This window comes from Nonomuraea sp. NPDC050680 (genome assembly GCF_040654555.1).
Lineage (GTDB): Bacteria > Actinomycetota > Actinomycetes > Streptosporangiales > Streptosporangiaceae > Nonomuraea.
In genome coordinates this window covers 841,673-868,320 of the sequence record NZ_JBFAIF010000002.1, presented here as the reverse complement: position 1 = coordinate 868,320, position 26,648 = coordinate 841,673, and the positions used below count along the sequence as shown (strand labels likewise).

The window sequence follows — 26,648 nt, the reverse complement described above, 5'->3', positions numbered from 1 at the left end:
CAAGATGCTGCCAACCGACATTGCACATCCATTGCAGCCAGGACATCGAGCACGGGCACCGGCTCGCCGAGTGCATGCTCGTGGGATCAGTCTTCTTCTGCCAGGACGCGCTGGGCGACGGCGAAGGCGGCGTTGGCGGCGGGGACCCCGCAGTAGATCGCCGTCTGGAGGAGCACCTCGCCGATCTCGTCGGGGGTCAGGCCGTTGCGCAGAGCCGCGCGCACGTGCATGGCCAGCTCGTCGAGGTGACCGCGGGCGACCAGGGCGGTCAGAGTGATACAGCTGCGGGTACGGCGGTCGAGGCCCGGCCGGTTCCAGATCTCGTCCCAGGCGTAGCGGGTGATGAGGCGCTGGAAGTCGCGGGTGAAGCCGGTGGTGGCGGCGACGGCCCGGTCCACGTGAGCGTCACCGAGCACCTCGCGCCTGGTACGCATCCCGGCCGCGTAACCGGAGTCGCCGCCCAGGTGGCCGACGATCGCGGACGTGACAGTGTCGGCCCGCTCCACGCTCGCCAGGTGGGCCGCGCCGGGCACCACGCGCAGCAACGCCCCTGGGATGCCTTGGGCCAGCGTGAGAGCCTGGTCCAAGGGCGTGGCCGGGTCGTCGGCCCCCGCGACGATCAGCGTGGGGGCGGTGATGGCGGCCAGGCGTCCGGTCAGGTCGCAGGACGCGATGGCGGTGCAGCAGGCCGCGTACGACTCGGCGTCCACGTGTTCCAGCATGTCCGTCACCCAGCGGCCGTCGTAGCCGGCGGTGAACCAGCGGCCCGCCAGCACCGGGGCGAGCTGGGCCACGCCGGAGGCACGTACCAGCGCCGCCCGCTCCAGCCACGGCCCCGGCTCCCCGAACCGCGCCGACGTACAGCACAGCACCAGACTCCGCACCCGACCCTGCTGACCGGCCTGCCACTGACCCGGCTCCTGCCGACCGGACTCCTGCTGACCCGCCTCCAGCTGACCCGCCTCCAGCTGACCGGCCTCCAGCTGACCGGCCGCGATCGCGGTGGCGATCGCGCCGCCGAGCGAGATGCCGCCGACCGCGAACGCTCCGTCCTCCCCGTCCTCCACGGCGTCCACCAGGTCCAGCACGGCCCGCGCCAGGTCGTCGATCGTCAGGCCGGAGGCGGCGGGGGCTGAGCCGCCGTGGCCCGGCAGGTCGTACCGGAGCACCCGCCACGACTGGGTGAGCGCGCCCAGCTGCGGCTGCCAGATGTCGAGCGTGGTGCCGAGCGACGGCCCGAGAACCAGCAACGGCGCTCCGGCGGGACCGTCGACGCGGTGATGCAGCTTCATGCTCACGATCACTTCCGGTAGTCGGCCTGGACGCGGCGCTTGCGGTAGTCGGCCAGGAGGCGATCGACGAGTTCCGGAGCGGCGCCCAGGTAGCCCTCGGGGTCGAGCAGCTCCTCCGGTCCCTCCAGCGGGCCCGGACGGCTCAGTGCCTCGTCGAGGGCGTCGCGGCCGAGGTGGAGCGCGAGCCGTTCCGACACGATGCGTCCGCCGGTCAGGCAGGCGTTGTCCCGCATCCTGCCGGGGAACACCTGAAGCCCGGCGACCAGCTCGGCGGCCGTCTCCGCGGCGCCGCCGGTCAGGCGGAGGCATTCGCGCAGCGGCGACCACTCCGCCTGCCAGGCGCCTGCGGCCCGCTCGTGCTCCCCCGCCTGTCCCAGCAACTGGGCGTACGCGGGCACCTGGAGTGCCGCCGACCGGATCAGCACCGACAGGGCCGGGTTGCGCTTCTGCGGCATGGCCGAAGAGTTGCCCCGGGACGACTCGGCCACCTCGCCGACCTCGGTCTGGGCCATGAGGATCACGTCGGTCGCCACCTTGCCGAGCGCACCCGCCGTAGCGGCCAGGGCCGCGCCCAGCTCGGCGACCACGGACCGCTCGGCATGCCACGGCGCGAGCGGAGCGTCCAGCCCGAGCTCCTCGGCATACAGCTCCACCAGCCGAAGCACCCGCACCTGCGCACTTTCGCCACCACCAGGTTCGGCGTCGGCGGTGCGGCCGGGCTCGGCGTGAGCAGTCCGGGCGGCCTCAGCGTCGGCGTCACCACCGGGCTCGATGCCGGCGGCGCGGCTGGGCTCGGCGTGGGCGGGCCGGGCGGTTCGGGCGTCGACGGTGTGAGCGGTTTCGACGAGGGCGGCCAGGGTGCCGGCCGCGCCGCCGAGCTGGGCGGGCAGGCGTAGCGCGACCAGGCGGTCGCGGGCGTGCAGGAGGCCGGTCAGCCAGCCCGCCGCCTTGAGCCCGAACGTCGTCGGGACCGCCTGCTGGCCCAGCGTGCGAGCCGCCATGAGCGTGTCGCGATGCCGCTCCGCCAGCCCGGCGAGCACGTCCATGGCCGCGTCCAGATCCGCCGAGATCAGGGCGACGGCACGCGCGGCGACCAGCATGGCGGCCGTGTCACAGATGTCCTGGCTGGTGGCTCCCCGGTGGACGAACACGGCCGCCCCTCCGCCTCCGACTGCCTCTCGCGCGTCCCCAGCGCCTCCGATAGCGGCGGCTTCGGCGGTGGTGACGGCTTTTCGCAGGTCGGCGACCAGAGGGACGACGGGGTTGGCGGCCTGTCTGGCTCGCTGGGCGAGGTCCGGTAGGTCCGCGGTGAACCCCGAGGCCACCCGGTCGATCAGGGCGGCCGCCGCGCCGGGGATCAGCCCGGCGCGCCCCTGCGCACGGGCCAGCGCCGCCTCGGCGTCCAGCATGGCGCGCAGCCAGGCCGCGTCCGACGTCACCGCCTCCACCCGGGTGCCCGCCCGCACCGGCGCAAGCAGCCCGCTGTCGGCAGCAGCACCGCCAGAGGTCCCACCAGCAGTCCCGCCAAAGGCCTCGCCAGCAGCCTCGCCGGCAGTCCCGTCAGCAGCCGCGCCAGCAGCCTCGCCGCCAGTCCCGTCAGCAGCCGCGCCAGCAGTCCCATCAGAAGTCAAGGAACACCGTCTCCCCGTCTCCCTGAAGCCGCACGTCGAACCGGTACCGGTCCCCTGACCCCGTCGCGATCAGTGTCCCCCGCCGTTCCGGCTCCAAGCCGTCCAGCAGCGGATCCGGCCGATCCTCCAGGTAGACGCGGGTCAGCAACGACCGCAGCAACCCCCGGGCGAACACCTGCAGCGACAGGTAAGCCCCCGCAGGCCGGACCGTACGGAAGCGAAACGAACCATCCGGAGCCGTGGCGCAACGCCCGAAGCCGGACACCTCCCCGTCGCCCCGCAGCAGCGCGCCGCGGTCGCCGGTGCGGCCCAGCCAGAGTTCCAGCAGCGCGTCCGGCACCGGCTCGCCGGCGCCGTCCAGGACCAGGCCGGTCAGCATGATCGCGCCCGCGTGCCCGGGAGGCACCAGCTCCCAGTCGTGCGGGTACGGCAGCGCGTGGCCGAAGAACGGCCCCACGGTCTGGGAGGGCGTGAGGTTCATCAGGACTCCATCGGGGTTCGGCCCAGCACGATGTCGAAGGAGTAGCCCAGCGACCATTCGGGCTCGGTCAGCTCCATGGAGAAGGCCGAGACGAGCCGCTGCCTGGCCGGTTCGTCGGGAATCGACTGGAGGATCGGGTCGAAGGGCATCAGCGGGTCGCCGGGGAAGTACATCTGCGTGACCAGCCGCTCGGTGAAGGCCCGCCCGAACACCGAGAAGTGCAGGTGCGCCGGCCGCCACGCGTTCGGGTGGTTGCGCCAGGGATAGGCGCCGGGCTTGATCGTGACGAACCGGTAGCGGCCGTCGTCGTCGGTGAGGCAGCGGCCGGCGCCGGTGAAGTTCGGGTCGAGGGGGGCGGGGTGCTGGTCGCGTTCGTGGGCGTAGCGGCCGGCGGCGTTGGCCTGCCAGAGCTCCACCAGCGTGCCGCGGACCGGTTTTCCGGCGGAGTCCAGGATGCGGCCCGTGACGGAGATGCGCTCACCGAGCGGCTCCCCGGCGTGCTGCCTGGTCAGGTCGGAGTCGAGCGAGCCGACCTCGTCGTGGCCGAAGACCGGGCCGGTCAGCTCGATCGCGTCGGGATCGCTCTTGAACGCCACCGGTGGCCGCGCGGGCGCGCGCAGGATCGTGCTGCGGTAGCCGGGGCTCAGGTAAGGAGGATGGGTCATGGCCGTCCTTCGGAGTTGATCATGGCAGTCCCACGTAGTTCTCCGCCAGCGTCGTCGCGGCCGACTCGGAGGAGGTCACGTAGTCCAGGTAGGACAGCTGCAGCCGCCGCCCGTAGTCGTCGTCGGAGTCGAACGTGTGCAGCAGGGTCGTCATCCACCACGAGAAGTGCTGGGCCCGCCAGACCCGCTTCAGGCAGGACTCGGAGTAGGCGTCGAGGAGGTCGGCCGAGCCGGTGGAGAAGAACCGGTCCAGGGCCTCGGTCAGGACGCGTACGTCGGCCACGGCGAGGTTCAGCCCCTTCGCGCCGGTGGGCGGCACGATGTGGGCGGCGTCGCCGGCGAGGTAGAGGCGGCCGTACTGCATGGGCTCGGCGACGAAGGCGCGCATCGGGGTGACGCCCTTGTCGAAGATCTCTCCGGTGTCGAGGGTGAAGCCGGGTACGGTCTCCAGCCGCGCCTTCAGCTCGGCCCAGATCCGCTCGTCCGGCCACTCCGCCACGGTGGCCTCGGGCGGGACCTGGAGGTAGAAGCGGCTGACCGTGGGCGAGCGCATGCTGTGCAAGGCGAAGCCGCGCTCGGTCCTGGCGTAGATGAGCTCCTCGGACGAGGGCGCCACCCGGGCCAGGATGCCGAGCCAGGCGAAGGGATACTCCCTCTCGAACAGCCGCAGAACGCCCGGCGGGATGGACGGCCTGGACACGCCGTGGAAGCCGTCGCAACCGGCGATCACGTCGCAGTCGAGCCGCTCGCCGCCGAACGTCAGGTACGGCTCGGCCGCCAGCGCGTGCACGGCCACGTCCTCGATCTCGAACCGCACGTCGCCGCCCGCCGCCAGCCTGGCGGCGATCAGGTCCTTGACCACCTCCTGCTGGCCGTACACGGTGATGGACCGGCCGGGCACCAGCTTCTCGAAGGCGATGCGGTGGCCCTGCCCCCCGTATCTGAGCTCGATGCCCCGGTGCGGCAGGCCCTCACGCAGCAGCCGCGCGCCGACGCCCGCCTCGACCAGCGTGTCCACCGTCCCTTGCTCCAGCACGCCGGCGCGCACGCGGCGCTCCACGTACTCGCGGCTCCGCTTCTCCAGCACCACGGAGGAGATGCCGCGTAGGTGGAGCAGGTGGGACAGCAGCAGACCGGCGGGCCCCGCCCCGATGATCCCTACCTGAGTACGCATGAGGGAAGCATCCTGCTTCGGCGGCCGATTGTTCGAGGCGCCTCTTCCACTGAGCGGAAGAATTGTGCAGGATTTACGATATGTCAGGCGGATCCCAGGGACGCACGGTGACCTCCAAGGTCCTCGCCATCCTGGGCGCGTTCGACTCCGGGCACCCGCAGCTCACGCTGAGCGACCTGACCAGGCGCAGCGGCGTGCCGCTGAGCACGGTGCACCGGCTGGTCGGCGAGCTGGAGGAGTGGCAGGCGCTGAGCCGCGCGCCCGACGGCCGGCTCCGCATCGGACTGCGCCTGTGGGAGCTCGGCCAGCTCGCGCCCGCCAAGCTCCAGGACCTGGCCCATCCGTGGCTGCAGGAGCTGTTCGCGAGCACCGGCGAGAACGTGCACCTGGCCGTCCGCGACGGCCTGGAGGTCCTGTACGTGGACAAGGTGGCCGGGCGGCGGGCCGTGCCGATCGTGTCCAGGACGGGCGGGCGGCTGCCCATGCACCCGACGGGCGTCGGCAAGGCCCTGCTCGCCTACGAGCCCGAGTGGTTCGTCCGGTCGTACCTGGACCGCGTTCTCGAACGGCCGACCCCGCACACGATCACCGAGCCGGGGCGGCTGGCCCGCGAGCTGGCCACCGTACGCGGCCAGGGGTACGCGCTGACGTACGAGGAGATGACGCTCGGCTCCTGCTCGGCCGCGGCCCCGGTCCTGGTCGACGGCCGGGCCATCGCCGCGCTCGGCATGGTGCTGTCCTCCAGGCGCGCCCGCGAGCTCCCCCGGCTGGTCGAGCCCCTGCTGAGCGCCGCGAACGGGATCGCCAGAGCGTGCGCCGCCGCGCCGTAGCCCTCGCCCAAGAACGCCCGCGGCCTGTGCCCAAGAGTGCCCACGGCCCTCGCCCCAGAGTGCCCCCTGCCCTTGCCCAAGAGTGCTCGCGCACCGTAACGTGCTCCGGTAAGCGCTTTCCAAAGGTCTCCAAAGGAGGTCGCCCGTGCCGTCCCCCCTGCGCGTCGCCGTCGTCGGCGGCGGCGCGATCGCGAGCTTCGCGCACATGCCCGCGTTCCAGGAGCTGCCTGACGACATCGAGGTGGTCGCCGTCGTGGACGCGACCACCGAGCTGGCCCAGGCGTTCGCCGACCGGTTCGGTGTGCCGTACGCCTCGGACGACCTCGAAGGCATGCTCGCCGAGGTCCGCCCCGACCTGGTCGACGTCTGCAGCCCGCCCTCGCTGCACGCGGTCCAGGTGGCGGCCGCGCTGCGCGCGGGCGCGTGGGTGTGGTGCGAGAAACCGCCGTGCCTGTCGCTGGCCGAGTACGACGCCATGGTCGCGGCCGAGCGGGAGGGCGGGCCGTACGCGGCGATCGTGTTCCAGCAGCGGTTCGGCTCCGGCGCGCAACACCTGCGGCGGCTGATCGAGAAGGGCGCGCTCGGCACGCCGTACGTCGCCCACTGCCAGACCACCTGGTACCGCGACGACGCCTACTACGCGGTGCCGTGGCGCGGGCGCTGGGAGAGCGAGGGCGGCGGCCCCGCGATGGGCCACGGCATCCACCAGCTCGACCTGCTGCTGGAGCTGCTCGGCGAGTGGAGCGAGGTACGCGCCATGGCGGCCAGGCTGGCGCGTGACGTCGAGACCGACGACGTCACGACCGCGCTGGTCCGCTTCGAATCCGGCGCCCTGGCCACGGTGGTCAACAGCGTGCTGTCGCCGCGGCAGGTCAGCCACCTGCGCATCGACCTCGCCGACGCCACGCTGGAGCTGACCCACCTGTACGGCTACGCCAACGACGACTGGACCTGCACCCCGGCCGAGCACGCCGGCCAGATCGACTGGCCGCCCGCCGAGGACGAGCCCACCTCCCACCTGAAGCAGCTGCGGGTCCTGGTGACGGACCTGCGCGCGGGCCGCCGGCCCCGGGCCAGCGGGCGGGACGGGCGCCGGTCGCTGGAGCTGATCACCGCCATGTACAAGGCCGCGCTGACCGGCGGCACGGTCCGCGCGGGCGAGGTGGGCCCCGGCGATCCCTTCTACCGCAGCCTGCACGGCGAAACCCCCGGATGGAGCCCCTCATGAGCGCGATCGTCTTCGAGGCGCACGGCGTGGAGCTGATGCGCTACGTCCACGAGCCCGACCCGCAGCCGTTCGAGGCGCCCAAGCCGTACGTCCACCCGCTGCGCACGCTGGCCGGTGACGTGGTGACCTCCTACCGGCCGCACGACCACCGCTGGCACAAGGGCCTGCAGCTGACCGCCTCGCACGTGTCCGGCCAGAACTTCTGGGGCGGCGGCACCTTCGTCCGCGAGGAGAAGCGCTACATCGACCTGGACAACAACGGCACGATGCGCCACGACACCCTCGACGTACGCGAGGACGGCCTGTCGGGGCAGCTGACCTGGCGCAACTCGCACGGCGAGCCCTGGGTGGAGGAGCGGCGCGAGCTCACCATCGAGGCGGTCGATCCGGCGAACGGCTCCTGGGAGCTGGTCTGGCACACGACGCTCACCGGCCTGCGCGAGGAGCCGCTGCGTTTCGGCAGCCCCACCACGCACGGCCGCCCGCTGGCCGGATACAGCGGCCTGTTCTGGCGCGGCCCGCGCTCGTTCACCGGCGGCGAGGTGCTCGGCCCCGACGGGCAGGGCGGCGAGGAGATGATGGGGCAGCGGGCCCGCTGGCTGGCCTTCCAGGGGCGGCACGACGAGGTGGACCGGTCGTCCACGCTGGTGTTCGTGCCCGAGCCGGGGCCGGAGTCGCACTGGTTCGTGCGCAGTGGCCCGTTCGCCGCCGTCAACCCCTCATGGGCCTTCCACCAGGAGTTCGAGCTGGCGCGCGGGCAGACGATCTCCCGCCGCTACCGGATCGTGCTGGCCACCGGCTGGTGGGGCACCGAGCGGATCGAGGAGCACCTGGCCAGTCGCCGAGCGGCCGACTAGTCGCCGAGCCGCTGGATCCGGTCCTTGAACAGGGTGGTGGCGATGGCGGCGCGGTGCGGCTGGCCCTTGATGAACGCCTGGGCGAAGCTCTTGGCCTGGTCGTAGGAGACCTTGGCGGGCAGGGGCGGCTCGTTCGGGTTCACCTCCACGTCCACCAGCGCGGGCCCGTCGTAGGCCAGCGCCTGCTGGACCGCGGACACCAGGTCGCCTGCCTTGGTGACCTTGACCCCGAACCCGCCGCAGCCCTGGGCCCACCCGGCGAAGTCGCCGGCCGGCTCGGGGAAGCGCACGCCGTGCTCGGGGTAGCCGAGGACCATCTGCTCCCACAGGATCTGGCCGAGCGAGCGGTTGTTGTTGATGACGACCTTGACCGGCAGCCGCTGCTGGGCGGCGGTGAGGAACTCGGCCATGAGCATGGCGAACCCGCCGTCGCCGACGTACGCGATCACCTGCCGGCCCGGGTAGGCGTGCTGCATGGCGTTCGCGTACGGCAGGCCGGGCGCCATCGAGGCCAGGTTGCCCGACAGGTAGAACGCGCGGCCGCCGCGGATCGTCCAGTGCCTGGCGGCCCAGGTGGCGATCGTGCCGCTGTCGCAGGTCATGATCGCGTCGTCGGCGGCCAGGTCGTCGAGGACCGACACCACGTACTGGGGCGCGATGGGGTCGCGGTCGGCGTTCTCCAGCGCGTCCATGTCCTCACGCCACTTGACCATTTTCTTGTGATATTTCGCCAGATGGGCGTTCCCGGCGCGGGCGGAGAGCAGCGGCAGGAGGGCGCGCAGGCCCTCCTTGGCGTCGCACACGACCGGCACGTCGGTGGCGATCCGCGCCCCGGCCCTGGCGGGGTCGGCCTCCAGCTGCACGACCCGCGTCCCTCCCGGCTCCGGCAGGAACTTGGAGTAGGGGAAGTTGGTGCCCACCATGAGCAGAACGTCGGCGTCCTCCATCAGGTCCTCGCTCGGCCGGGTGCCGAGCAGCCCGATCCCGCCCGTCGTGTACGGCGAGTCGTCGGGGACCACCGCCTTGCCGGGCAGCGTCTTGACCACTGGCGCGCCGAGCGCCTCGGCGACCGCCAGCACCTCGTCCCTGGCGTGCAACGCGCCCGCCCCGACCAGGATGGCGGGCCGTTCGGCCGTGTTGAGCACCTCGGCCGCCCACTCGATGTCCTCCTGGCGGGGAATCCCGGCGGGCTCCAGGTAGACGGGCGCCGTCTGCGGGGTCCTGGCCGGCGCGACGTGCTGCCACGGGTCGGCGTCCGCGTCGGCCACCTGCAGGTCGTTGGGCAGCGTGAGGTGGGCGACCCCGCGCCGCGCGTACGCGGTGCGGATCGCCACGTCCACCAGCGCCGGCAGCTGAGCCGGATTGGTGATCATCATGTTGTACTCGGCCACGTCCGCGTACAGCCGATCCAGCTGCACCTCCTGCTGGTAGGCGGTGCCCAGCACGGAGCTCTCCTGCATCCCGGTGATGGCCAGCACGGGAGCGTGGTCGAGCTTGGCGTCGTAGAGCCCGTTGAGCAGGTGGATGCCGCCGGGGCCCGAGGTGGCCAGGCAGACGCCGATCCTCCCCGTCGCCTTGGCGTAGCCCGTGGCCATGAACGCGGCGGCCTCCTCGTGGTGCACCAGGACGAAGCGCACCTTGTCGCGATGGCGTCGCAGGCCCTCCATGATGCCGTTGATGCCGTCGCCCGGCATGCCGAAGACGGTGTCGACGCCCCACTCGGCGAGCCGCTCTACCAGGGATTCCGCTGCTATGCGTGCCATGACAGCGGCCCTACCCCCGACTGGGGTAGACAGACCCTTTGACCAAGCATGCGCTGAATTTCGTTGTCATTTCGGGAGAATTCCCAGGCTGCGGGTAGGGGCGGGGAATGCACATTCTGGTCACGGGGGCAACCGGCACGCTGGGAAAGGCCGTGGTGCCCACACTCCTGAGGACGGGTCACACGGTGCGGGCGTTGAGCCGCCAGGCGCGCTCAGGCCGGGACGTCGAATGGGTATTGGGTGACCTGACCTGGGGCAAAGGCATCTACAGCGCCGTGCGGGACATCGATGCGATCATTCATCTCGCCACCTTCGCCCGCAAGGCGCACCGGGCCGGCTCCGTCGACGTCGCGGGCACCACGGTGCTGCTCGACGCGGCCAAGGAGGCCGGGGTGCCGCACCTGGTGTTCACCTCGATCGTCGGCGCCGACCAGGCCGCGACCGGGTATCTCGAGGACAAGCTCGAAGCCGAGCGGCTGATCAGGGAGAGCGGGATCGGCTGGACGATCCTCCGCTCCACCACCTTCCACCAGCACCTCGACCAGCTGCTCCGGGAGCTGGCCGCCGCCTCCCCCGCGATCCCGATGGACCGCACGCTCCCCTGGCAGCCGGTGGACCGCTCCGAGGTCGCCGTGTATCTGACCGACCTGGTCGCCGCCGGTCCCGAGCGGGGCGTGATCGAATATGGCGGGCCCGAGGTGATCGGCATGGACGAGGTGGTCAGACCCTGGCTGCAGGCCAGGCGGCTGCGCCGCCTGCTGCTGCCGGTGCGCTATCCGGGCGGCAGGTGGGCCGCCCAGCGGGCCGGCTGGCACACCACGGACGCCACGCCGCTGGGGCGGATCAGCTGGCGCGACTACCTCTTCCCCGCTCCGCCCGAGCCGTCGGACGACTTCGCCGTCGAGCACACCGCCTCGCCGACCAGCCCGGCCACCCAGCCGGACCTCGACCCGAACGCGCACGTCTACGGCGGAGACGAGGGCTACGAGCGCCCGACCCGCGCCTGACCGACCCGCGCCCGACCCGCGCCTGACCGACCCGCGGCCTGTCCCGCCGCAGGTCCAAGGGATCCCAGCCTCAGGTCCAGGGGTCGTAGTCGACCTCCAGCGGCTCCTGGGCCGGCCGCTGAGCCTCCGGGACGTGCTGAAGGTTGACCCGGATGCGGTACCACACACTGCTGCGCCCGCGCATGCCGTCGACCAGCACGTCGGCGGGCTGGAGGTGGCCGGCCACCTCGGAATGCCTGGCCTTCCATCGCTCGAACCCGGCCAGCGCCTCGTCCTTGTGCTGCGCCCTGGCGATCTCGACGACGGGAAGATCCTCGCGCTCGGGGGCGGGCCCCTGCGACTCGGCCAGCTCCAGCAGCGACTCCAGGCCGCCCGGGTGCAGGTCCATGTCCGCCCACGGGTCGCCCAGCTCGGCGAACCTCTTGGGGACCGTGTCGATCGTGTGGTCCCCCGGCCGGCAGCCCGGCACCTCGTCCCAGGTCAGCGGCGTGGAGACGCGGGCGTCGGCGACCGGCCTGACCGAGTAGGCGGAGGCGACCGTACGGTCATAGGCGTTCTGGTTGTAGTCGACGAACACGCCGTGCCGCTGCTCCTTCCACCATCGGCTGGTGGCCACCTCGGGGGCGCGCCGCTCGACCTCCCGGGCCACCGCCTCGGCCGCCCGGCGCACCTCGGCGAACGTCCAGCGCGGCTCGATGCGGGCGTACACATGAAAGCCCCGCGATCCCGACGTCTTCGGCCAGGCGGTCAGCCCGTGGTCGGCCAGCACCTCGCGGGAGACCTGCGCCGTGCGCAGCACGTCGCCCCAGCGCACGCCCGGCACCGGGTCGAGGTCGATGCGCAGCTCGTCGGGGTGGGCCAAATCGGCGGCCAGCACCGGATGCGGGTTGAGGTCGACGCACCCCAGGTTGACCGCCCACACGATGTGAGCCGTCTCCGTCGCCACGACCTCCTCGGCGCTGCGCCCGGAGCGGTAGCGGAGCTCGGCCACCTGGATCCAGTCGGGCCGCTTGGCGGGCGCCCGCTTCTGGAAGAACGCCTCCTCCTCGATGCCGTGCACGAACCGCTTGAGCACCATCGGCCGTCCCTGGACGCCGCGCAGCGCGCCCTCACCGACCGCCTGGTAGTAGCGGATCAGGTCGAGCTTGGTGTGCCCGCTGCCGGGGAACACCACCTTGTCGGGATTGGTGATGCGGACTTCGCGCCCTGCGACCTCGATGTCAGGCATGAGGGTCACGATACGTGGCGCCCCCGACAGATCAGGCTCGGCTCCTCTCTTCCCAAAAGGCGAGTCCGAGCCGCCGATACGTGGCGATCGCCACCCGCCGGTGCTCCTCCGCCTCCCCGGTACGGCCCAGCCGTACGGCCAGCGCCGCGAGGACGTCGCGGACCGAGCCCCAGGCGCCGCTGCCCATGCCCATGACGATGAACTGGTCTGCTACCGGCAGCAGCCGCTCGTACAGCTCTTCCGGGTCCGGCGTGCCGAGCCGGGCGGCGATGAGGCCCCAGATCGGGAACAGGAAACCCCCCGACCAGTCGTCCCGCAGCTCCGTGCCCCAGCGCGCGATCAGCGCCCTGGCCAGTTCCTCCTTGCCCACATCGAGGGCGGCCAGGATGGCGAGCGGCCGCATCGGGGTCATCTGCGGGAGGTCGCTCGCGGCGATGAGGTCGTCGACGATCTCGGCCACCCGGCCCTGGCCGCGTCTGCAGGTGTAGAGCGTGGCCAGTCGGCGGGCCTCCGCCCCCCATGGGCTGGCACCGTACTTGGGTTCGGGGAAGTCGGCGACCAGCGCCTCCGCCTCGGCCCAGCGGCCGTGGAGGGTGTGTCCGCCCGTCTGCGCGACCCGGATCATGGCTTCCAGCTCGGGGCGGCGTACCTCCTCCAGGACCTGCTCGCAGCGGGCGAGCTCGCGCTCCCACTCGGCCAGGTCGGCCGCGCGGAGCAGGCAGGACATCCGCAGGCCGCCGGCCACCAGCCGGGCCTCCCTGGTCAGCCCCGGAATGGCCAGCATCTCGTCGGCGGCGCGCAGCCGGGCGGGGTTGCTCCCCATGACGAACCCGGCGATCAGGTAGTTGTTCAGCGTCCTGGCCAGCAGCGCCGGATCGCCCAGCGCGCGGGCCAGCTCCACGGCGTCCGCGGCGAGCAGCTCGCCCTCGGCGCGGCGGGGGCCGTAGTGGAGCTCGACGCCGAGGGTGCCCAGCAGGGTGGCCCTGGCGTGGTCGTCGAGCGGGCCCGCCAGCAGGTCCTCCAGGACCGAGACCATCTGCTCATCCACCACGCCGTACGGCCGCCAGTTCCACACCGCCAGCCCGCCGAACGCCGACACCGCCGTCACCAGCGCGTCGCGGTCGCCGAGCCGCTTGGCCGCCGCGATCGCCTCCGTCAGGTCGTGCATGGCGCCGTCGGCGTCGCCCACGGTACGTCGGGCCTGACCGAGCTCGGTCAGCAGGTGGCAGCGGTCGGCCGAGTCGCCGGGCGGCAGGTGCGCGACCGCCAGCTCCCAGAACGTGACCGACTCGGTGTAGCCGTGACGGGCCACCGCCTCCCGAGCCGCGGCGACGGCATAGGCCACCGCCCGCTCCGCGCCGCCCAGCTTCGCGGCCGCGGCGAAGTGGCCGGCGAGCTGGGCGGGGTCGGCGCCGGGCAGGGTCTCCAGGTACGTACCGGCCCTCAAGTGCAGCCGGGCTCTGGCCAGCCGGGTGAGCCCCGCGTCCAGTGCCTGCCGTACCAGGGCGTGCGAGAAGCGGTAGTCGGCGGGCCGCGCGTCCTCGGTCAGCAGGCCGACGGCGAGGGCGGGCTCGGCGAGGGTCATGACCTCCTCGACCGGCCGCTCGGTGAGCGCGGCCAGCAGGTCGACGGTCACCTCCCGGCCGGCCACCGCGGCGGCTCTGAGCAGGTCCTGCGTGGCGGCGGGCAGCCGGACGAGCCGCCGGTCGATGACATCGCGGGCACCGGCCGGGACCAGGTCCCGCTCGCTCTCCGGCAGCAGGAGCAGCTCGGTCAGATAGAACGGGTTGCCGCCCGAGCGGTCGAGCATCGCCACCGGATCCGCGTCCACGTGGCGCAGGCGCAGGTAGTCGAGCACCTCGCCGGCGTCGAACGGGGCCAGCGGCACCCGGTGGCTCTCCCGCGCCAGCGCGCCCAGCGTCTCGCGCAGCTGCTCGGGGTGGTCGCCCGGCTCGGGCCTGAGCGTGACGACGACGAGTGTGGAGGTACGGGCGAGCTCACCGGCCACGTGGCCGAGCAACCTCAGCGACGAGACGTCGGCCCAGTGCACGTCCTCCAGCACCAGCAGGAGCGGCCCGCCGCGCAGCCGCGACACCACGCCGTCGTACAGGTCGAACAGCTCGGCCTGCGGTTGCGCGGGGATCAGCCCGGCCTGGGTCCAGGGCCAGAAGGGCGGGGCCGTCTCGCCGTCCAGGCAGCGTCCCCAGGCCGTCTGGAAGCCGCGCGCGGCGGCCACCTCGGCGGCGGCGCGCGCCAGGCTCGTCTTGCCGATGCCCGCCTCGCCGGTCACCAGCATCAGGCCGCCCCTCCCCCGCCGGGCCTCGGCCAGCAGCTCCTCGACCAGGTGCAGCTGGCCGTCCCGCGCCACCAGCCGCTGACCACCCGTGCCTCGACCGCTGACCGAGTCGTCCGCCGACGCACCGCTTCGAGCGGGGGTGTGGGTGGTGAAGGCGGTTGGGGCGGTGAAGGCGGTCGGGGCGGTGAGGCCGGGCGCGGTGAGGGTCATCAGGTCGGGCGACTGGTCGAACACCGCCTGCTCCAGCCGCTTCAGCTCCGGCCCCGGCTCGATGCCCAGCTCACCGTCCAGCAGCGACCGTACCCGGCGCAGCGCCCCGAGCGCGTCCGCCTGCCGGCCCGCCCGGTAGAGCGCCAGCACCAGCAGCGCCCACGCCCGCTCCCGGTAGGGATGGGCCTCGACCAGCGCCTCCAGATCCGGCAGCCCGGCCTCGCCGAGCGCCAGCCGCGCCTCGAACCGGTCCTCGGCCGCTCCCAGCCGCAGCTCCTCCAGCCGGTGTACGGCCCGCCGCGCGAACTCCAGGTCGGCGAACTCCCCCAGCAGCTCGCCCCGCCACAGCCCGAGCCCCCGGTCGAGCACCTCCAGCGCCTCGGCGTACCTGCCGCCCCGCAACACACGCCGCCCGTCCTCGGCCAGCGCGGTGAAGCGGCCCGCGTCGACCTGTCCCGGCGCGATGTCGAGCAGGTAGCCGGGCTCGCGGGTGAGCAGCAGCCGGGGCGGCGTGCGCGGCTTCCTGCCGGGTTCCAGCACCCGGCGCAGGTGGGAGACGTACGCCTGGAGGGTCGCCGTCGCCTTGGCCGGCGCCTCCCCGGCCCACAGCTCCTCGATCAGCCGATCGAGCGGCACCACACGCCCTGGTGAGAGGGCCAGCACGGCGAGCACGGCCCGCTGCTTGCGGGTGCCGAGATCAAGCCGAACACCATCGGCGGAGTCGACCTCAAGCCGGCCGAACAGACGAACTTCCACAAACCCCAAGTCAACCCCAAATCCCCCTCAAATGGTAAAACGCACACTTGGTCCCATGAATGACATCAAAGTGAACGGCAACCTTCTGCTCCCCGGCGACCCGGGATTCGACGAGGCCCGCAAGCCCTGGAACCTGGCGGTGGACCAGCCGGTGCGCGCGGTGGTCGAGGCGGCCGACGCCGACGACGTGGCCACCGTGGTGAGCTACGCGCGGCTCAACGGCCTGGCGGTCACCGCCCAGCCGAGCGGCCACGGCGCCTCCGGCGACACCGATGGGACGATCCTGCTCAAGACCACGCGTTTGGGCGGCGTACGCGTCGAGGACGGCGTCGCGCGGGTCGGCGCGGGCGTGAAGTGGGGCGAGGTGCTGGCGGCCGCGGGCCCGCTCGGTCTCACCGGCCTGGCGGGCAGCTCGCCGGTGGTGAGCGTGACCGGCTACACGCTCGGCGGTGGTTTGAGCTGGTTCGGACGCAAGTACGGCTTCGCGGCCGACAGCGTGCGCGCCTTCGAGGCGGTCGACGCCGCCGGGGACCACGTCAGGGTGACGGCGGAGTCGGATCCGGAGCTGTTCTGGGCGCTGCGGGGCGGCGGCGGCGACTTCGCCTTGGTCACCTCGCTGGAGTTCGGCCTGAACCCGGCCCCTGAGCTGTTCGGCGGGCGGATGATGTGGCCGGTCGAGCGGGCTTCGGAGGTGTTCAACGCCTTCGCCGAGACCACCGCCGAGGCGCCGGAGGAGCTGACGCTCTGGTTCGACCTGCTGAAGTTCCCCGGCGCTCCGGGATTCGTCGCCGTCGACGCCACCTTCCTCGGCGAGCACCCCGGCGCCCTGCTGCGCCGCTTCGACCGGATCGGCGGGCTGATCAGCGACACCCGGCGGCCGACGCCGGTGGCCGAGCTGGGGTCGATCTGCGCCGAACCCACGGACCCAAGCCCGGGGTCGGGCCGGTTCGAGCTGCTCACGGGGCTGGAGGGCGTGGCGGACGTGCTGCTCGGCGCGCCGATCGACCCACTGATCAGTGTGCAGGTCCGGCACCTGGGCGGGGCGCTGGCCCGGCCCGCCGAAGGTGGCGGCGCCGTGGGGCATCTGGCCGAGCCGTACTCCGTCTACATGTTCGGCCGGCCGACGCCGGACACGGCCGAGCGCATCACCGACCTGACGAAGGCGCTCGTGCCGCACACGAGCGGACGTAAGTCGTACACCATGCTGACTCAGGGCGAACGTGCCGCATCCGCCTTCCCCACGAACACGCTGGCCCGGCTGCGCGACCTCAAGCGGGCCCGCGACCCGCACGGCGTGATCCGCGCGAACTTCCCCGTACTGGGGTAGCGGCCGGGATTGCTAGAACGTGCCGTGGCGGCCCGCGCCCGCCGCGAAGCGGGCGGCGCCCCCGGCCGCGTCGGGTAGGGACACCAGCCCGTGGCGCAGCTCGTTCCTCATCGCCTCCCGCTCCGGCAGCCCGTCCTGCTCCAGCGCCGACAGCCGGTCGCCGCGCAGGCAGGTCTGCGGGAAGCCGGCGATCTCGCGGGCCAGCTCCTCCGCCTGACGCCTGGCCGTACCGGCCGGGACGACGCGGTTGGCCAGACCCATCTCGTACGCCTCGCGGGCGCCGACCGGACGCCCGGTGAGGATCAGGTCCATGGCCCGGGAGGCGCCGATGAGCCGCGGCAGCCGCACGGTGCCGCCGTCGATGAGCGGCACGCCGAAGCGGCGGCAGAACACCCCGAACACCGCGTCCTCCTCGGCCACCCGCAGGTCGCACCAGAGCGCCAGCTCCAGCCCGCCCGCGACGGCGTGCCCGGCGACGGCGGCGACGACCGGCTTGGACAGGCGCATCCTGGTCGGGCCCATCGGCCCGTCGCCGTCCTCGCCGACGTGGTTGTCGAGCGTCTTCAGGTCGGCGCCCGAGCAGAACGTGCCGCCCTCGCCCCAGAGCACGGCCACCGCGGCGTCGGACTCCTCGAACGCCCTGAACGCCTCCACCAACGCGTCGGCGGTCTTGCGGTCGACCGCGTTGCGGGCCTCCGGCCTGCTCAGTATTACGGTCGTGACCTGGCCTTCTCGCTCCATGCGTACGGTCATGGCTGCCTCCGTGATGGGTGGTCGCCGGAACGTGAGCGTACGGCGGCACCGGAAGTCACGCCAGAGCCCGGTCTCCTGCGGCATTCGCTCATTTATGCACTGCGAATATATCCTCAGTATATAGTCCATCCACATGATCGACTCCCCGAACCGGGCCACGCCGGACAACGGCCATGGCGAGCTGCGCGAACCCCGTAGGCGTGGCCGACTGGCCATCATCACCGGACTCGTCACCGTCCTGGCCGCCACCGGGCTCGTCCAGGCCCTGCCGGCCGCGGCGTCCCAGACGGTCACGCCGTTCCTGCCCGCACCGACCGGCTCCCAGCCGGTCGGCACCACATCCCTGTACATGAAGGACACGTCGCGTCCCGACCCCTGGGTTCCCACCGTCAAGTACCGCGAACTCATGGTCTCGCTGTGGTACCCGGCCAGGCCGCAAGCGGGCGCAGTACATGACGGCGAAGGAGTCCGAGCTGCTGCTCAAGGACGGAAAGATCACCACCGTCCCGGCCGACACGCTGAGCAAGACGCGTACCAACGCCTTCACCGACGCCCGTCCCGCCGGGCGCGGACACAGCCTGCCTCTCGTGGTGCTCTCTCCCGGGCACAGCAAGCCCCGCAGCGAGCTCACTGGCCTCGCCGAGGAACTGGCGAGCCGGGGGTACGTGGTGGCCGCCATCGACCACACCTACGAGAACGTCGCCACGACCTTCCCGGACGGACGGGTCACCACCTGTGTCACGTGCGAGATCACCAAGGGGAAGGGCTGGTGGGCGAAGCTGGAGAAGAGCCGGGCCGCGGATGTGTCCTTCGTGCTCGACCAGCTGACCGGCGCGCACCCGAAGTGGAAGGGCGCCGGCCTGATCGATACGTCGAAAATCGCCATGGCCGGTCAGTCGGCCGGCGGCGCGAGCACCGTCACGGCCATGCTGGAGGACTCCCGGCTGCGCGCCGGCATCGACGTCGACGGAACCGTGGAGAGCACGGTCCCCGCATCCGGGCTGTCCCGGCCGTTCCTCTTCCTGGGCAAACCCGCGACCTACACGCCGGGCAAGAGTGAGGCCGCCTCGTGGGAGCACGTCTGGACGGGACTGACCGGCTGGAAGCGCTGGCTGCTGATGACCGGCGCCGTGCACCTGTCCTTCACCGACCTGGGCGTGCTGGTCGACCAGGTCGGTATCGAGATCGGCGCCGACATAGCGGGCGCCCGCGCCATGGACATCACCCGCAGGTACGTCACGGCCTTCTTCGACCAGCACCTGCGCGGCAAGCCTCAGCCCCTGTTGAACAAGTCCTCAGCGAGCTACCCCGAGATCACCTTCTGCCGCCCGCCGGAGAAGACCTGCGCTTGACGTCCTCTCTGTACTCACAGATCACGAACTGATGCTGGAGTGGGTGCGACGGTCTGGGCGCCGGGGCCGGGTGTCGCATGGGTGGCCTGCGGGGTCAGGGCGTGATGGCCGTGCTCGCAGGCCAGAATGGCGCTGACCGCACCGCCGCAGTCGCGGTGTCGAACCTGGACGGGCGGACCGTCCGGACCGCTCGTCCAGCGATCGCCCCACTGCATGAGAGCGATGAGCGCGGGCTGCAACTCGAGACCCTTTTCGGTCAGTTGGTACTCGTAGCGGGCGCGTTGCCCGGGTTCCTGATAGGCGACGCGTTCGAGCACCCCATGCTCCACGAGCTTGGTCAACCGCTCGCTGAGCATATTTCGGGCGCATCCCAATGCCTGATGGAAGTCGCCGAACCGGCGGATCCCGAAGAACGCCTCACGCAACACGAGCAAGGACCACCGTTCGCCCACGATCTCGAGCGTGCCCTTGATGGAACAGTTCTCGGCGCTGTAGCGGAGCCGGGTCTCGGCGGAGTCCATACCCCCAGAATATCTGGGTTGACAAGCACAACTCAGACCTGGAAGCTGAGTATCGTTATTCAACTCAGCCTTGCGGAGGTCGAACGATGCCCCAGCTCGATGCCTACATCCCCGCCGGTGCTCTGACCCCCGACGCCGAACACGGCCTGATCGCCCGGCTCACCGATCTGCTCATCCGCCATGAGGGCGCCGACCCCGCCAACGAGGTCGTCCGCTCCATCGCCTGGGTGTTCGTGCACCGCCCCGAATCCGTCTACGTCGGAGGGCGGCCCTCGGCGGCGCCGCGCTACCGGTTCATCGCCTCCGTCCCCGAGGGGCAGTTCAACGCCGAGCGTCGCCAGGCGATCGTCGCCGCCATCACCGAGGCCGTGCTCGACGCCGAGCAGGGTGCCCATCCGCGCGACCCGATGCGCGTCTGGGTGTTCACCCCCGAGGTGCCCGACGGCACCTGGGGCGGCGCGGGAAGCGTTGTGACCTTGGCCGACATCGTCGGCCTGGCCCTCGGCGACACACAGAAGGGCCGCGAATATGCCGAGCGCGTATTCGCCGAACGGCGCGGTGAGCCGGTCACCGCCACCATCTGAGGGGCCGTGCGAAGCGCGTTCCTACGGCAGGCGCTGCCGGCCGATCAGCACGGCGACCCCGTCCAGCAGGAGCTGCAGACCGCTCTCGAAGAAACCGCCCAGGTCGAAGGCCGATTGATCACCCGCGGGTGCCACGTGCGCGGGAAGAGCGCTGGAGGGCAGGCCGGCACGGAACCTCGGCATGTGGGCGGAGTACCACTCCCCGGTGGACAGGCCCGTATGCCGCTCCGATTCGGTCTGCGGCTCCAGGTTGGTGGCCGTCCCCCGGACGTAGTTGGTCACCGCCCACCACACGAACCTGCCGGTATCCGGATCGAGCCCCAGCTCGCGCACGACGCCCATCCCCCAGTCCCCGTATCTGAGCATGTTGGGCGTGGGCTGCGGGTGGGTGAGCGAGACGAGCCGAGGCAGCCAGGGGTGTCGCAGGTAGAGTCGCCACTGCAGGCGGGCCGCGAGTTCCAGCCGCGTCCGCCAGCCCGCCGGGGGCGTCGCCGGAAGCTCCAGCTCGCCGAACGCGGTGTCGGCCATGAGCGCGGCCAGCTCCTCCTTGCCGCGCACGTGCCCGTACAGCGACATGGTGGGGATGCCGAGCGCGGTCGCGACGCTGCGGATGGACACCGCGTCGAACCCCTGGGCGTCCGCGATGGCGATCGCCGTACGGACCATCCGCTCCCGCTTGCCGTCGTGGGCGGCCGAAGGGGCGGGCTGTCGCCGTTCCTTCCGTGGCGGGGCACTGGGCGCGCCGGCAGGCGGGAACGAGCGGGGCACCGGCTCCGCCACGACGGTGCCGACGCGGGAGACGGCCACCACCACTCCCTCCTGCCGCAGCGTGTTCAGCGCCTTGGCGGCGGTCGCGCGAGCCACGCCCCACTGCTCGGCGACCTGCCTGGTGGAGGGAACGCGGTCGCCCGCACGCAGCTCGCCGGCCTCGACGCGCCGCTTGATCTCACTGACGATCCGCAGGTACGGCGGCGCGGTGCCGGACCGGTCCATGGTCGATCGTCTCCTCACGCCGGAAGCGGCCGCTGTCCTAGTACAGAGGGTACGGCTGTCCCCCCGCGAAGTACGCCACCACCTGCCTGGTGGCGACGGTGGAAGCGATGAATCGTGTCCTAGTACAGGATCGATTGCTGCTCGCTGAATCGCTGGTCACTCCGTATGTGCAGGGTACCGTTCCGGCCGTACGCCGTACCACGGGAGAAGAGGACCATGCAGAACGCCACCGACGACCGCCGCAGCCGCTACTTCGAAGGCCATTTCGCCCCGGTCAAGGAGGAAGTCACCGCCTACGACTTGCCCGTGACCGGCCGCCTGCCCGCAGACCTGGAAGGACGCTATCTCCGGATGGGCCCCAACCCGCTGGGCGTGGAGGATCCCGCCACCCACTTCTACGCCTTCGGCGCCGGCATGGTGCACGGCGTCCGCATCCGGGACGGCCGCGCCGAGTGGTACCGCAATCGCTGGGTCCGCTCGACGGAGGTCGCCGACGCCCTGGACCGGCTGCGGCGCGGAGAGGAGCCGCCCGCGTTCCTGCCTCCGTCCCCGAACGTCCACGTGATCGGCCACGCCGGCCGCACGCTCGCCCTCGTCGAGGCCGGCGGGCTCCCTCACGAACTCGGCTACGAGCTGGACACGGTCGGAGCGTGCCCGATGGCCGCCACACCTGAGGGCTCCAGCGCCAACGCGCACTCCAAGGTGGACCCGCGCACCGGCGACCTGCACTCCCTGGCCTATGTGCTCGGACGGCCGTTCGCGCAGTACATCGTCACCGACCCCGCCGGGACGGTGACCCGTGTAACGGACATCCCGCTGTCCGGTGACACCCCGTTCCTGCACGACTTCGCGCTGTCGGAGAACTACGTCATCGTGTTCGACATCCCGCTGACGTTCAGCATGACGAAGATGCTGTTCCAGTGGGATCCCGAGCACCAGGCGCGCGTCGGCGTGCTGCCCCGAACGGGCGGTGACATCCGCTGGCTGCCGGTCGAGTCCTTCTACGTCAGCCACGTACTCAACGCCTACGATGACGGCTCCACGATCACGGTCGACCTGATCAGATCCGAAGGGCCGGTCGACGTCGCCGATCCGGGCGCGATCGCGCCCACGCTCGACCGCTGGACCATCGATCCGGCGAGCGGCAAGGTGGATCAGCGCCGCATCGACGACCGGGCTCAGGACTTCCCCCGCGTGAACGACGCGTTCGCCTCGCGCCCGCACCGCTACGGCTACTCCGCGGTGAGCCCGGTGTACGGCGTGCCGTTCACACTCGACGGCCCGCACCCTGACGAGGCGTTCACCAACGCGCTCGTCAAGCACGACCTGCGGCGCGGCACGACGGAGGTGCACGGTTTCGCACGCGAGGCCGCCGTCGGGGAAGCGGCGTTCGTCGCCAACCCGTCCGGCGGCGGCGAGGAGGACGACGGCTACCTGATGGCCTACGTCGCCGATCCCGAGCGGGGCGCCTCCGACCTGGTGATCCTGTCGGCCCAGGACTTCACAGGACCGCCCGTGGCCCGCGTCCACCTGCCCGTGCGCGTCCCGCTCGGCTTCCACGGCAACTGGATTCCCGACGCCTGACGCCGCCGCCCCAGCAACCACAGTCGAGGATCACGACCAAGCCCTGTCATTTCGACCATGACACCATCTCGCCATGCCTAGCCGGATCTTGGCCTTGAGCGCCGTACTCACGTTGGCAGCGGCCGGGTGCGGAGTGCTGCCCGCCAGAAATTCGCCCCCGGCCAGACCCGCGAGTTCTGGAACCTCTTCGCCCTGACCGACACCACCGACACCCTCAACGTCACGAACGGCCCGTTCCGCGACCTCCAGGTCCCCATCCAGTGACACGTGAGGATCGCGACACGATGAGCTGGACTGGACACCGTCGCACCCATCGATCCACGAAGGTCTGCCAAGGACCGAGAGATGAGCGTGCGTCCGGTCGAGGAGGTCAGGGCGGCCCGAGCACGTCGTCGGTGACCAGGGCGCGGGCCGTGTCGGCGAAGTACTGTTCCGGAGCCGTGGGGGTCAGGCCGAGGATGACGCCTTGGCTGAGGCCGACCAGCAGGGCGCGCAGCGCCGTGGCCAGGCGGTGCGCCTGCTGAGCGGTGAGGGCCGCCCCGCCATGCGGTCTGCCGGTCAACGAGGCGGCCAGACGTTGTTCGTGCTCCCGTACGGAGGCGGCGAGCTTGGGCCGCAGTTCGGGGTCGCGTAGTGCCAGGTCCTGCAGGCTGATCTCGAACGACAGGTGGCGCAGCGCGTCCGGCTCGTCGCACAGGCGGTGGTAGTGGCGGGCGAAGACCTCCACGGCCTCGACCAGGTCAAGGCCGGGGGTGATGGCCTGTTCGATGCCGTCGTAGTGCGGGCCGAGGTAGTCGGCGACCAGGGCGATCAGCAGGCCGTTCTTGCTGCCGAACAGCGAGTAGACGGCGCCGGTGGTCAGCCCGGCCAGTTCGGCGATCTCCTCCAGCCTGGCCCGGTGACCGTCTTTGGCGACGATCCGGTGCGCGGCCTCCAGCAGGGCCCGCCGGTTGCGGGCCTTGGCCTCCGCCCTTGTCATTCTCATAATCCTATTATTATCGTAATCCCGTTATGAATGTTGCGACGTACATGAGCCGGGTGCCCGGCTACACCGCGTTCCCCACCGTCGATGCGCTGCAAGCCGAGCCGCTGATCGTCCTGCCGTTCAGCCCGAAGCGGTCGTCCCTACCGGCTCCACCCGCCTGAGGAGAAGGAACATCACCATGAACATCAGCACCGCCATCGCCGCCGAGCGCACAGAGCTGGCGGCGATGCTGGACGACCTGTCACCCGCCCAGTGGGACGCGCCGAGCCTGTGCGCCGGATGGCGGGTACGGGAGGTCGCGGCCCACATGTCGATGGGTTTCCGCTACCGGCTTCCCCATCTGGCGCTCGAGCTCCTCAAGGCCCGCGGCGACATCGACCGGATGGCCGACCGGCGCGCCCGCCAGGACGCCGCCATCCTGTCCACCGCCCAGCTGATCAGCGCGATCCGCGACAACGCCCGCCACCCCTGGAAGCCTCCGGTCGGCGGTTCCGCGGCGGCGCTGGGCCACGACGTGATCCATGGCCTGGACATCACCATCGCCCTCGGCATCGACCGCCGTATCCCCGACGACCGCGTACGCATCCTCCTGGACGCCATCAGCTCCAGAACGGCGCGCTTCTTCGGCGCCGACCTCAACGGCGTCCAGCTGCGCGCCGACGACCTCGACTGGTCCTTCGGCACCGGCACACCTTTGATCGGCTCCGCGCAGGACCTCCTCCTGGTCGCCTACGGTCGCAAGCTGCCGCCCGGACATCTGCGCGGGCAGACGAGCGACCGGTACGTGGCCGCGTGAGGAACAGCGCTGTCGCGACGGCGTCGGGGGGTCCGCAGATAGCAGGTGGCCGGCGTAGCACCGTCACTCCGAATGAGCGGGACGCAACATCCCGAACTCTTTTCGCAGTTCTTCCCAGGGGAAGGTCGCCGCTCCGGGCTCTCCGGAGTCGGGGGTCGGAAGACGATCCATATCGAGGATCACCTTCACCCCCCACTCGCGAAGCATCGCCACGCTGTTGGCGAAGGCTGGGTGGCGGGCGAGGGCGACGTTGGGCCAGGGGACGGCGATGAGCGGGAGGCCGAGGCCGAGGGCTTCGTTGAGGAGGCCGAGTCCCAGGGTGTCACTGATGCCCTGGGCCCATTTGTTGATCGTGTTGAAGGTGGCGGGGACCACAGCGATCGCGTCGGCGGGAGGGAGGACGTCGGGCTCTTCGGGACGCTTGTAGTCGCTGCGGACGGGAAAGCCGGTGAGCTCGGCGAGGCGGGTGCTGTCGGCGAATTTGGTCCCGGAGTACATCTGTGGGGCCTTCTCCTGCGCGGTCAGGCTGGTTGATCGAGGTCCCAGCAGGCCTTCGGCGGAACAGGGCAGCGAAGCCCCGTTCCATCAGAGTGTGAGAGCACCCGCGAGAAGGTCGTCAAAGCGGTCCAAGCCCTCTGCCGGACGGTCGATCCCCCGCAACGGACCGTGATCCGCGAGGTGCGCGTCGGCGTAGAGCCGGGCCACCAATGCCTTGCGGTCGGTGCCGAACTCCCGCGCCTCCCACTCTGCCTGCTCCAGCAGCAGTACCGCCGCGTAGACGTCCGCCATGTACGTGGCCAGCGCGAACAGCTGAGCCTCCGCCGCGACGGGGTCCAGGGAGGACCAAGCGGTGATCGCCTTTCGGAGGTCCTCGATCCGGCCGCGGACGAGAGCCACGGTCTCCGGATCCACGGACGAAGCCGGGTCGACGGACGAAGCCTGGTCGACGGATGAAGCCTGGTCGACGGCGGAGGTGAGCCGGTCGAGGAAAGGCTCGTGGGCGTTCTCGCGCAGCATCGCCCGCCGTACGTCGAGGCACAGGATGTTGTCGCCGCCCTCCCAGATCGGGTTGACCTGGGCGTCGCGCAGCAGCCTGGCCACCGGCCACTGCTCGATGTAGCCGTTGCCGCCGTGCACCTCGATCGCGTCACTGGCCGCCGTGACGCCGAGCCGGGCCGCCCGCAGTTTGATCAGGGCGGGCACGATGCGCAGGCGCGGTCCGACGAGGCCGTCGAAGACGAGCGCCTGGGCCGCCTCCACCTCGACGATCAGCTCGGCCAGCTTGCGGCGCATCAGCGGCTGCTCGATGAGCGGCCGGCCGAACGCCTCGCGGGCCCGCGCGTAGCAGAGCGACTCGACCAGGGCGCGCCTGGCCACGCCGACACCCATCATCGCCACGCCGAGCCGGGAGGCGTTGGTGAGCTTCATCATCGTGCCGAGCCCCGAGCCGGAGCCGCTCCCGGCCAGCAGGAACGCCTCCGCGTCGGCGAACTCCACCTCGGCCGACGCGACCGACCGGGTGCCGAGCTTGTCCTTCAGCCGCCTGATCCGCACCCCGTTGCGCGAGCCGTCACGGCGCTCCCACAGCACCAGGAACGGGGCCACGGCGCCGTCGGGGAGCCGGGCGAGGACGACGAAGGCGGAGCCGTTGGCGTTCGAGGCGAACCACTTGAACCCGGACACCACCCAGGAGTCGCCGTCGGGCACGGCCGTGGCCTCCAGGGCGGCCAGGTCGGAGCCGCCGGTCCGCTCTGTGAACATCTGAGCGGCCTCGCCGGAGTAGAAGCCGTTGGCGAAGATCGCCCGTACCCGGTCCCGTACGTCGTCGGGCGCGTGCCGCTCGGCCAGGGAGACCACCATGTCCCCGCCCGTGCCGAGCGCGCAGCCCATCCCGATGTCGGCCTGGTCGAGCAGGTACGTCCAGGCAGCGGCGAGCGCGGCGGGGTTCGCGCCGTTCGCCCGGGCCTCGTCGGCGAACGCCGGTGCGGTGAAGTTGTTGGCCATGAGGGCGTTCCTGGCCGTGTGGAAGGAGGGCGGCATCACGACCTCGCTGACGTCCCTGCCCCACTTGTCGTACTTCTCCAGCCGCGGCGGGTGCCGATCGGTCTCCTCCGCGCACTCGGCCACCGTGCCGCCCATCAGCGCGCCCAGCTTGTCCAGGTACGGCGTGGCCCAGGCGAAGCCGTCGCCCAGATGGCGCCGCATGAGCAGCTGCAGCGTCGGATCGCAGCTCCACCAGTTACGCCCCGCCGCACCTTGATAGCGCTCGGTCGCGTAACGGTCGCTGCTGTCGAACGATTCGATGAGATAGCGCCCCATACCCCGGACATTACAT

At 71.6% G+C, this 26,648-nt stretch carries 25 protein-coding genes; 11 read left to right on the top strand and 14 right to left on the bottom strand.

Annotated features, from left to right (window positions below; translation table 11 throughout):
- Positions 1-86: 86 nt before the first annotated feature.
- The 5 genes from pcaC to AB0H88_RS10400 form a co-directional block, all read right to left on the bottom strand.
- Positions 87-1,292, bottom strand: coding sequence for a 4-carboxymuconolactone decarboxylase (gene pcaC / locus AB0H88_RS10420; RefSeq protein ID WP_357643007.1), 1,206 nt, complete (start codon positions 1,290-1,292; stop codon positions 87-89).
- Positions 1,293-1,300: 8 nt separating this feature from the next.
- Positions 1,301-2,758, bottom strand: a complete 1,458-nt coding sequence (locus AB0H88_RS10415; RefSeq protein ID WP_357643006.1) for a lyase family protein — start codon at positions 2,756-2,758, stop codon at positions 1,301-1,303.
- A gap of 154 nt (positions 2,759-2,912) precedes the next feature.
- Positions 2,913-3,404, bottom strand: coding sequence for a protocatechuate 3,4-dioxygenase subunit alpha (locus AB0H88_RS10410; protein WP_357643005.1), 492 nt, complete (start codon positions 3,402-3,404; stop codon positions 2,913-2,915).
- Positions 3,404-4,069 (bottom strand): protocatechuate 3,4-dioxygenase subunit beta, encoded by a 666-nt coding sequence (gene pcaH / locus AB0H88_RS10405; RefSeq protein ID WP_357643004.1) that lies wholly within the window; start codon positions 4,067-4,069, stop codon positions 3,404-3,406. The genes AB0H88_RS10410 and pcaH overlap by 1 nt, the downstream gene beginning before the upstream one ends.
- A gap of 19 nt (positions 4,070-4,088) precedes the next feature.
- Entirely contained in the window at positions 4,089-5,243 is a 1,155-nt protein-coding gene (locus AB0H88_RS10400; protein WP_357643003.1) for a 4-hydroxybenzoate 3-monooxygenase, read from the bottom strand.
- An 80-nt stretch (positions 5,244-5,323) separates the two neighbouring features.
- Between AB0H88_RS10400 and AB0H88_RS10395 the strand changes: the two genes are divergently transcribed.
- From AB0H88_RS10395 to AB0H88_RS10385, 3 genes are all read left to right on the top strand, one after another.
- Positions 5,324-6,073 carry an IclR family transcriptional regulator gene (locus tag AB0H88_RS10395; protein WP_357643002.1) on the top strand — a complete coding sequence of 250 codons (750 nt, stop codon included), beginning with the start codon at positions 5,324-5,326 and terminating at the stop codon, positions 6,071-6,073.
- 145 nt (positions 6,074-6,218) lie between these two features.
- Positions 6,219-7,301 (top strand): Gfo/Idh/MocA family oxidoreductase, encoded by a 1,083-nt coding sequence (locus AB0H88_RS10390; protein ID WP_357643001.1) that lies wholly within the window; start codon positions 6,219-6,221, stop codon positions 7,299-7,301.
- Complete coding sequence (locus tag AB0H88_RS10385; protein WP_357643000.1) at positions 7,298-8,158, top strand: PmoA family protein; 861 nt, start codon at positions 7,298-7,300, stop codon at positions 8,156-8,158. The genes AB0H88_RS10390 and AB0H88_RS10385 overlap by 4 nt, the downstream gene beginning before the upstream one ends.
- Here the strand turns inward: AB0H88_RS10385 and AB0H88_RS10380 are convergent.
- Positions 8,155-9,921, bottom strand: a complete 1,767-nt coding sequence (locus AB0H88_RS10380) for a thiamine pyrophosphate-binding protein (protein ID WP_357642999.1) — start codon at positions 9,919-9,921, stop codon at positions 8,155-8,157. The genes AB0H88_RS10385 and AB0H88_RS10380 overlap by 4 nt on opposite strands.
- A 107-nt stretch (positions 9,922-10,028) precedes the next feature.
- Between AB0H88_RS10380 and AB0H88_RS10375 the strand changes: the two genes are divergently transcribed.
- On the top strand, positions 10,029-10,928 hold the full coding sequence (locus AB0H88_RS10375) for an NAD(P)H-binding protein (RefSeq protein WP_357642998.1): 900 nt from the start codon (positions 10,029-10,031) through the stop codon (positions 10,926-10,928).
- Positions 10,929-10,998: 70 nt separating this feature from the next.
- Here the strand turns inward: AB0H88_RS10375 and ligD are convergent, their stop codons facing one another.
- Complete coding sequence (ligD, locus tag AB0H88_RS10370; protein ID WP_357642997.1) at positions 10,999-12,156, bottom strand: non-homologous end-joining DNA ligase; 1,158 nt, start codon at positions 12,154-12,156, stop codon at positions 10,999-11,001.
- A 31-nt stretch (positions 12,157-12,187) separates the two neighbouring features.
- Positions 12,188-15,418, bottom strand: a complete 3,231-nt coding sequence (locus AB0H88_RS10365; RefSeq protein ID WP_357642996.1) for a BTAD domain-containing putative transcriptional regulator — start codon at positions 15,416-15,418, stop codon at positions 12,188-12,190.
- A 55-nt stretch (positions 15,419-15,473) separates the two neighbouring features.
- On the opposite strand from AB0H88_RS10365, the gene AB0H88_RS10360 reads away from it, so the two are divergent.
- Positions 15,474-16,745, top strand: coding sequence for an FAD-binding oxidoreductase (locus AB0H88_RS10360; protein ID WP_357642995.1), 1,272 nt, complete (start codon positions 15,474-15,476; stop codon positions 16,743-16,745).
- A gap of 12 nt (positions 16,746-16,757) precedes the next feature.
- Here AB0H88_RS10360 and AB0H88_RS10355 read toward each other — a convergent pair whose 3' ends face one another.
- A complete protein-coding gene (locus AB0H88_RS10355) occupies positions 16,758-17,498 on the bottom strand; it encodes a crotonase/enoyl-CoA hydratase family protein (protein ID WP_357642994.1) in 741 nt (246 codons plus the stop codon).
- A 452-nt stretch (positions 17,499-17,950) separates the two neighbouring features.
- On the opposite strand from AB0H88_RS10355, the gene AB0H88_RS10350 reads away from it, so the two are divergent.
- On the top strand, positions 17,951-18,850 hold the full coding sequence (locus AB0H88_RS10350; RefSeq protein WP_357642993.1) for an alpha/beta hydrolase: 900 nt from the start codon (positions 17,951-17,953) through the stop codon (positions 18,848-18,850).
- Positions 18,851-18,864: 14 nt separating this feature from the next.
- Here the strand turns inward: AB0H88_RS10350 and AB0H88_RS10345 are convergent, their stop codons facing one another.
- Positions 18,865-19,371 carry a helix-turn-helix domain-containing protein gene (locus AB0H88_RS10345; protein ID WP_357642992.1) on the bottom strand — a complete coding sequence of 169 codons (507 nt, stop codon included), beginning with the start codon at positions 19,369-19,371 and terminating at the stop codon, positions 18,865-18,867.
- A gap of 86 nt (positions 19,372-19,457) precedes the next feature.
- Between AB0H88_RS10345 and AB0H88_RS10340 the strand changes: the two genes are divergently transcribed.
- Positions 19,458-19,955 (top strand): hypothetical protein, encoded by a 498-nt coding sequence (locus AB0H88_RS10340; RefSeq protein ID WP_357642991.1) that lies wholly within the window; start codon positions 19,458-19,460, stop codon positions 19,953-19,955.
- Positions 19,956-19,976: 21 nt separating this feature from the next.
- Here the strand turns inward: AB0H88_RS10340 and AB0H88_RS10335 are convergent, their stop codons facing one another.
- Complete coding sequence (locus AB0H88_RS10335) at positions 19,977-20,948, bottom strand: GntR family transcriptional regulator (RefSeq protein ID WP_357642990.1); 972 nt, start codon at positions 20,946-20,948, stop codon at positions 19,977-19,979.
- Positions 20,949-21,164: 216 nt separating this feature from the next.
- Between AB0H88_RS10335 and AB0H88_RS10330 the strand changes: the two genes are divergently transcribed.
- Positions 21,165-22,532, top strand: a complete 1,368-nt coding sequence (locus AB0H88_RS10330) for a carotenoid oxygenase family protein (RefSeq protein WP_357642989.1) — start codon at positions 21,165-21,167, stop codon at positions 22,530-22,532.
- A gap of 126 nt (positions 22,533-22,658) precedes the next feature.
- The gene (locus tag AB0H88_RS10325) at positions 22,659-22,796 is read left to right on the top strand and encodes a hypothetical protein (protein ID WP_357642988.1); all 138 of its coding nucleotides are present in this window, start codon (positions 22,659-22,661) and stop codon (positions 22,794-22,796) included.
- A gap of 106 nt (positions 22,797-22,902) precedes the next feature.
- On the opposite strand, the gene AB0H88_RS10320 is transcribed toward AB0H88_RS10325, so the two are convergent.
- Complete coding sequence (locus AB0H88_RS10320) at positions 22,903-23,511, bottom strand: TetR/AcrR family transcriptional regulator (protein ID WP_357642987.1); 609 nt, start codon at positions 23,509-23,511, stop codon at positions 22,903-22,905.
- 32 nt (positions 23,512-23,543) lie between these two features.
- Between AB0H88_RS10320 and AB0H88_RS10315 the strand changes: the two genes are divergently transcribed.
- Together AB0H88_RS10315 and AB0H88_RS10310 are read left to right on the top strand one after the other, a co-directional pair.
- The gene (locus AB0H88_RS10315) at positions 23,544-23,678 is read left to right on the top strand and encodes a hypothetical protein (protein ID WP_357642986.1); all 135 of its coding nucleotides are present in this window, start codon (positions 23,544-23,546) and stop codon (positions 23,676-23,678) included.
- A 17-nt stretch (positions 23,679-23,695) separates the two neighbouring features.
- Positions 23,696-24,313, top strand: a complete 618-nt coding sequence (locus tag AB0H88_RS10310; protein ID WP_357642985.1) for a maleylpyruvate isomerase family mycothiol-dependent enzyme — start codon at positions 23,696-23,698, stop codon at positions 24,311-24,313.
- A 63-nt stretch (positions 24,314-24,376) separates the two neighbouring features.
- Here AB0H88_RS10310 and AB0H88_RS10305 read toward each other — a convergent pair whose 3' ends face one another.
- Together AB0H88_RS10305 and AB0H88_RS10300 are read right to left on the bottom strand one after the other, a co-directional pair.
- Positions 24,377-24,811, bottom strand: coding sequence for a flavoprotein (locus AB0H88_RS10305; RefSeq protein ID WP_357642984.1), 435 nt, complete (start codon positions 24,809-24,811; stop codon positions 24,377-24,379).
- Positions 24,812-24,898: 87 nt separating this feature from the next.
- Positions 24,899-26,632: an acyl-CoA dehydrogenase family protein gene (locus AB0H88_RS10300; RefSeq protein WP_357642983.1), complete on the bottom strand. Its 1,734-nt coding sequence runs from the start codon at positions 26,630-26,632 to the stop codon at positions 24,899-24,901.
- Positions 26,633-26,648: the final 16 nt, after the last annotated feature.

Coding starts and splice junctions, on each gene's coding strand:
- AB0H88_RS10375 (WP_357642998.1), top strand. CDS start 10,029: ATGCACATTCTGGTCACGGGGGCAACCGGCACGCTGGGAAAGGCCGTG.
- AB0H88_RS10345 (WP_357642992.1), bottom strand. CDS start 19,371: ATGGACTCCGCCGAGACCCGGCTCCGCTACAGCGCCGAGAACTGTTCC.
- AB0H88_RS10300 (WP_357642983.1), bottom strand. CDS start 26,632: ATGGGGCGCTATCTCATCGAATCGTTCGACAGCAGCGACCGTTACGCG.
- AB0H88_RS10395 (WP_357643002.1), top strand. CDS start 5,324: ATGTCAGGCGGATCCCAGGGACGCACGGTGACCTCCAAGGTCCTCGCC.
- AB0H88_RS10410 (WP_357643005.1), bottom strand. CDS start 3,404: ATGAACCTCACGCCCTCCCAGACCGTGGGGCCGTTCTTCGGCCACGCG.
- AB0H88_RS10315 (WP_357642986.1), top strand. CDS start 23,544: ATGAATGTTGCGACGTACATGAGCCGGGTGCCCGGCTACACCGCGTTC.
- pcaC (WP_357643007.1), bottom strand. CDS start 1,292: ATGAAGCTGCATCACCGCGTCGACGGTCCCGCCGGAGCGCCGTTGCTG.
- AB0H88_RS10380 (WP_357642999.1), bottom strand. CDS start 9,921: ATGGCACGCATAGCAGCGGAATCCCTGGTAGAGCGGCTCGCCGAGTGG.
- AB0H88_RS10350 (WP_357642993.1), top strand. CDS start 17,951: ATGACGGCGAAGGAGTCCGAGCTGCTGCTCAAGGACGGAAAGATCACC.
- AB0H88_RS10360 (WP_357642995.1), top strand. CDS start 15,474: ATGAATGACATCAAAGTGAACGGCAACCTTCTGCTCCCCGGCGACCCG.
- AB0H88_RS10330 (WP_357642989.1), top strand. CDS start 21,165: ATGCAGAACGCCACCGACGACCGCCGCAGCCGCTACTTCGAAGGCCAT.
- AB0H88_RS10385 (WP_357643000.1), top strand. CDS start 7,298: ATGAGCGCGATCGTCTTCGAGGCGCACGGCGTGGAGCTGATGCGCTAC.
- AB0H88_RS10340 (WP_357642991.1), top strand. CDS start 19,458: ATGCCCCAGCTCGATGCCTACATCCCCGCCGGTGCTCTGACCCCCGAC.
- AB0H88_RS10335 (WP_357642990.1), bottom strand. CDS start 20,948: ATGGACCGGTCCGGCACCGCGCCGCCGTACCTGCGGATCGTCAGTGAG.
- AB0H88_RS10310 (WP_357642985.1), top strand. CDS start 23,696: ATGAACATCAGCACCGCCATCGCCGCCGAGCGCACAGAGCTGGCGGCG.
- pcaH (WP_357643004.1), bottom strand. CDS start 4,069: ATGACCCATCCTCCTTACCTGAGCCCCGGCTACCGCAGCACGATCCTG.
- AB0H88_RS10355 (WP_357642994.1), bottom strand. CDS start 17,498: ATGACCGTACGCATGGAGCGAGAAGGCCAGGTCACGACCGTAATACTG.
- ligD (WP_357642997.1), bottom strand. CDS start 12,156: ATGCCTGACATCGAGGTCGCAGGGCGCGAAGTCCGCATCACCAATCCC.
- AB0H88_RS10305 (WP_357642984.1), bottom strand. CDS start 24,811: ATGTACTCCGGGACCAAATTCGCCGACAGCACCCGCCTCGCCGAGCTC.
- AB0H88_RS10400 (WP_357643003.1), bottom strand. CDS start 5,243: ATGCGTACTCAGGTAGGGATCATCGGGGCGGGGCCCGCCGGTCTGCTG.
- AB0H88_RS10320 (WP_357642987.1), bottom strand. CDS start 23,511: ATGACAAGGGCGGAGGCCAAGGCCCGCAACCGGCGGGCCCTGCTGGAG.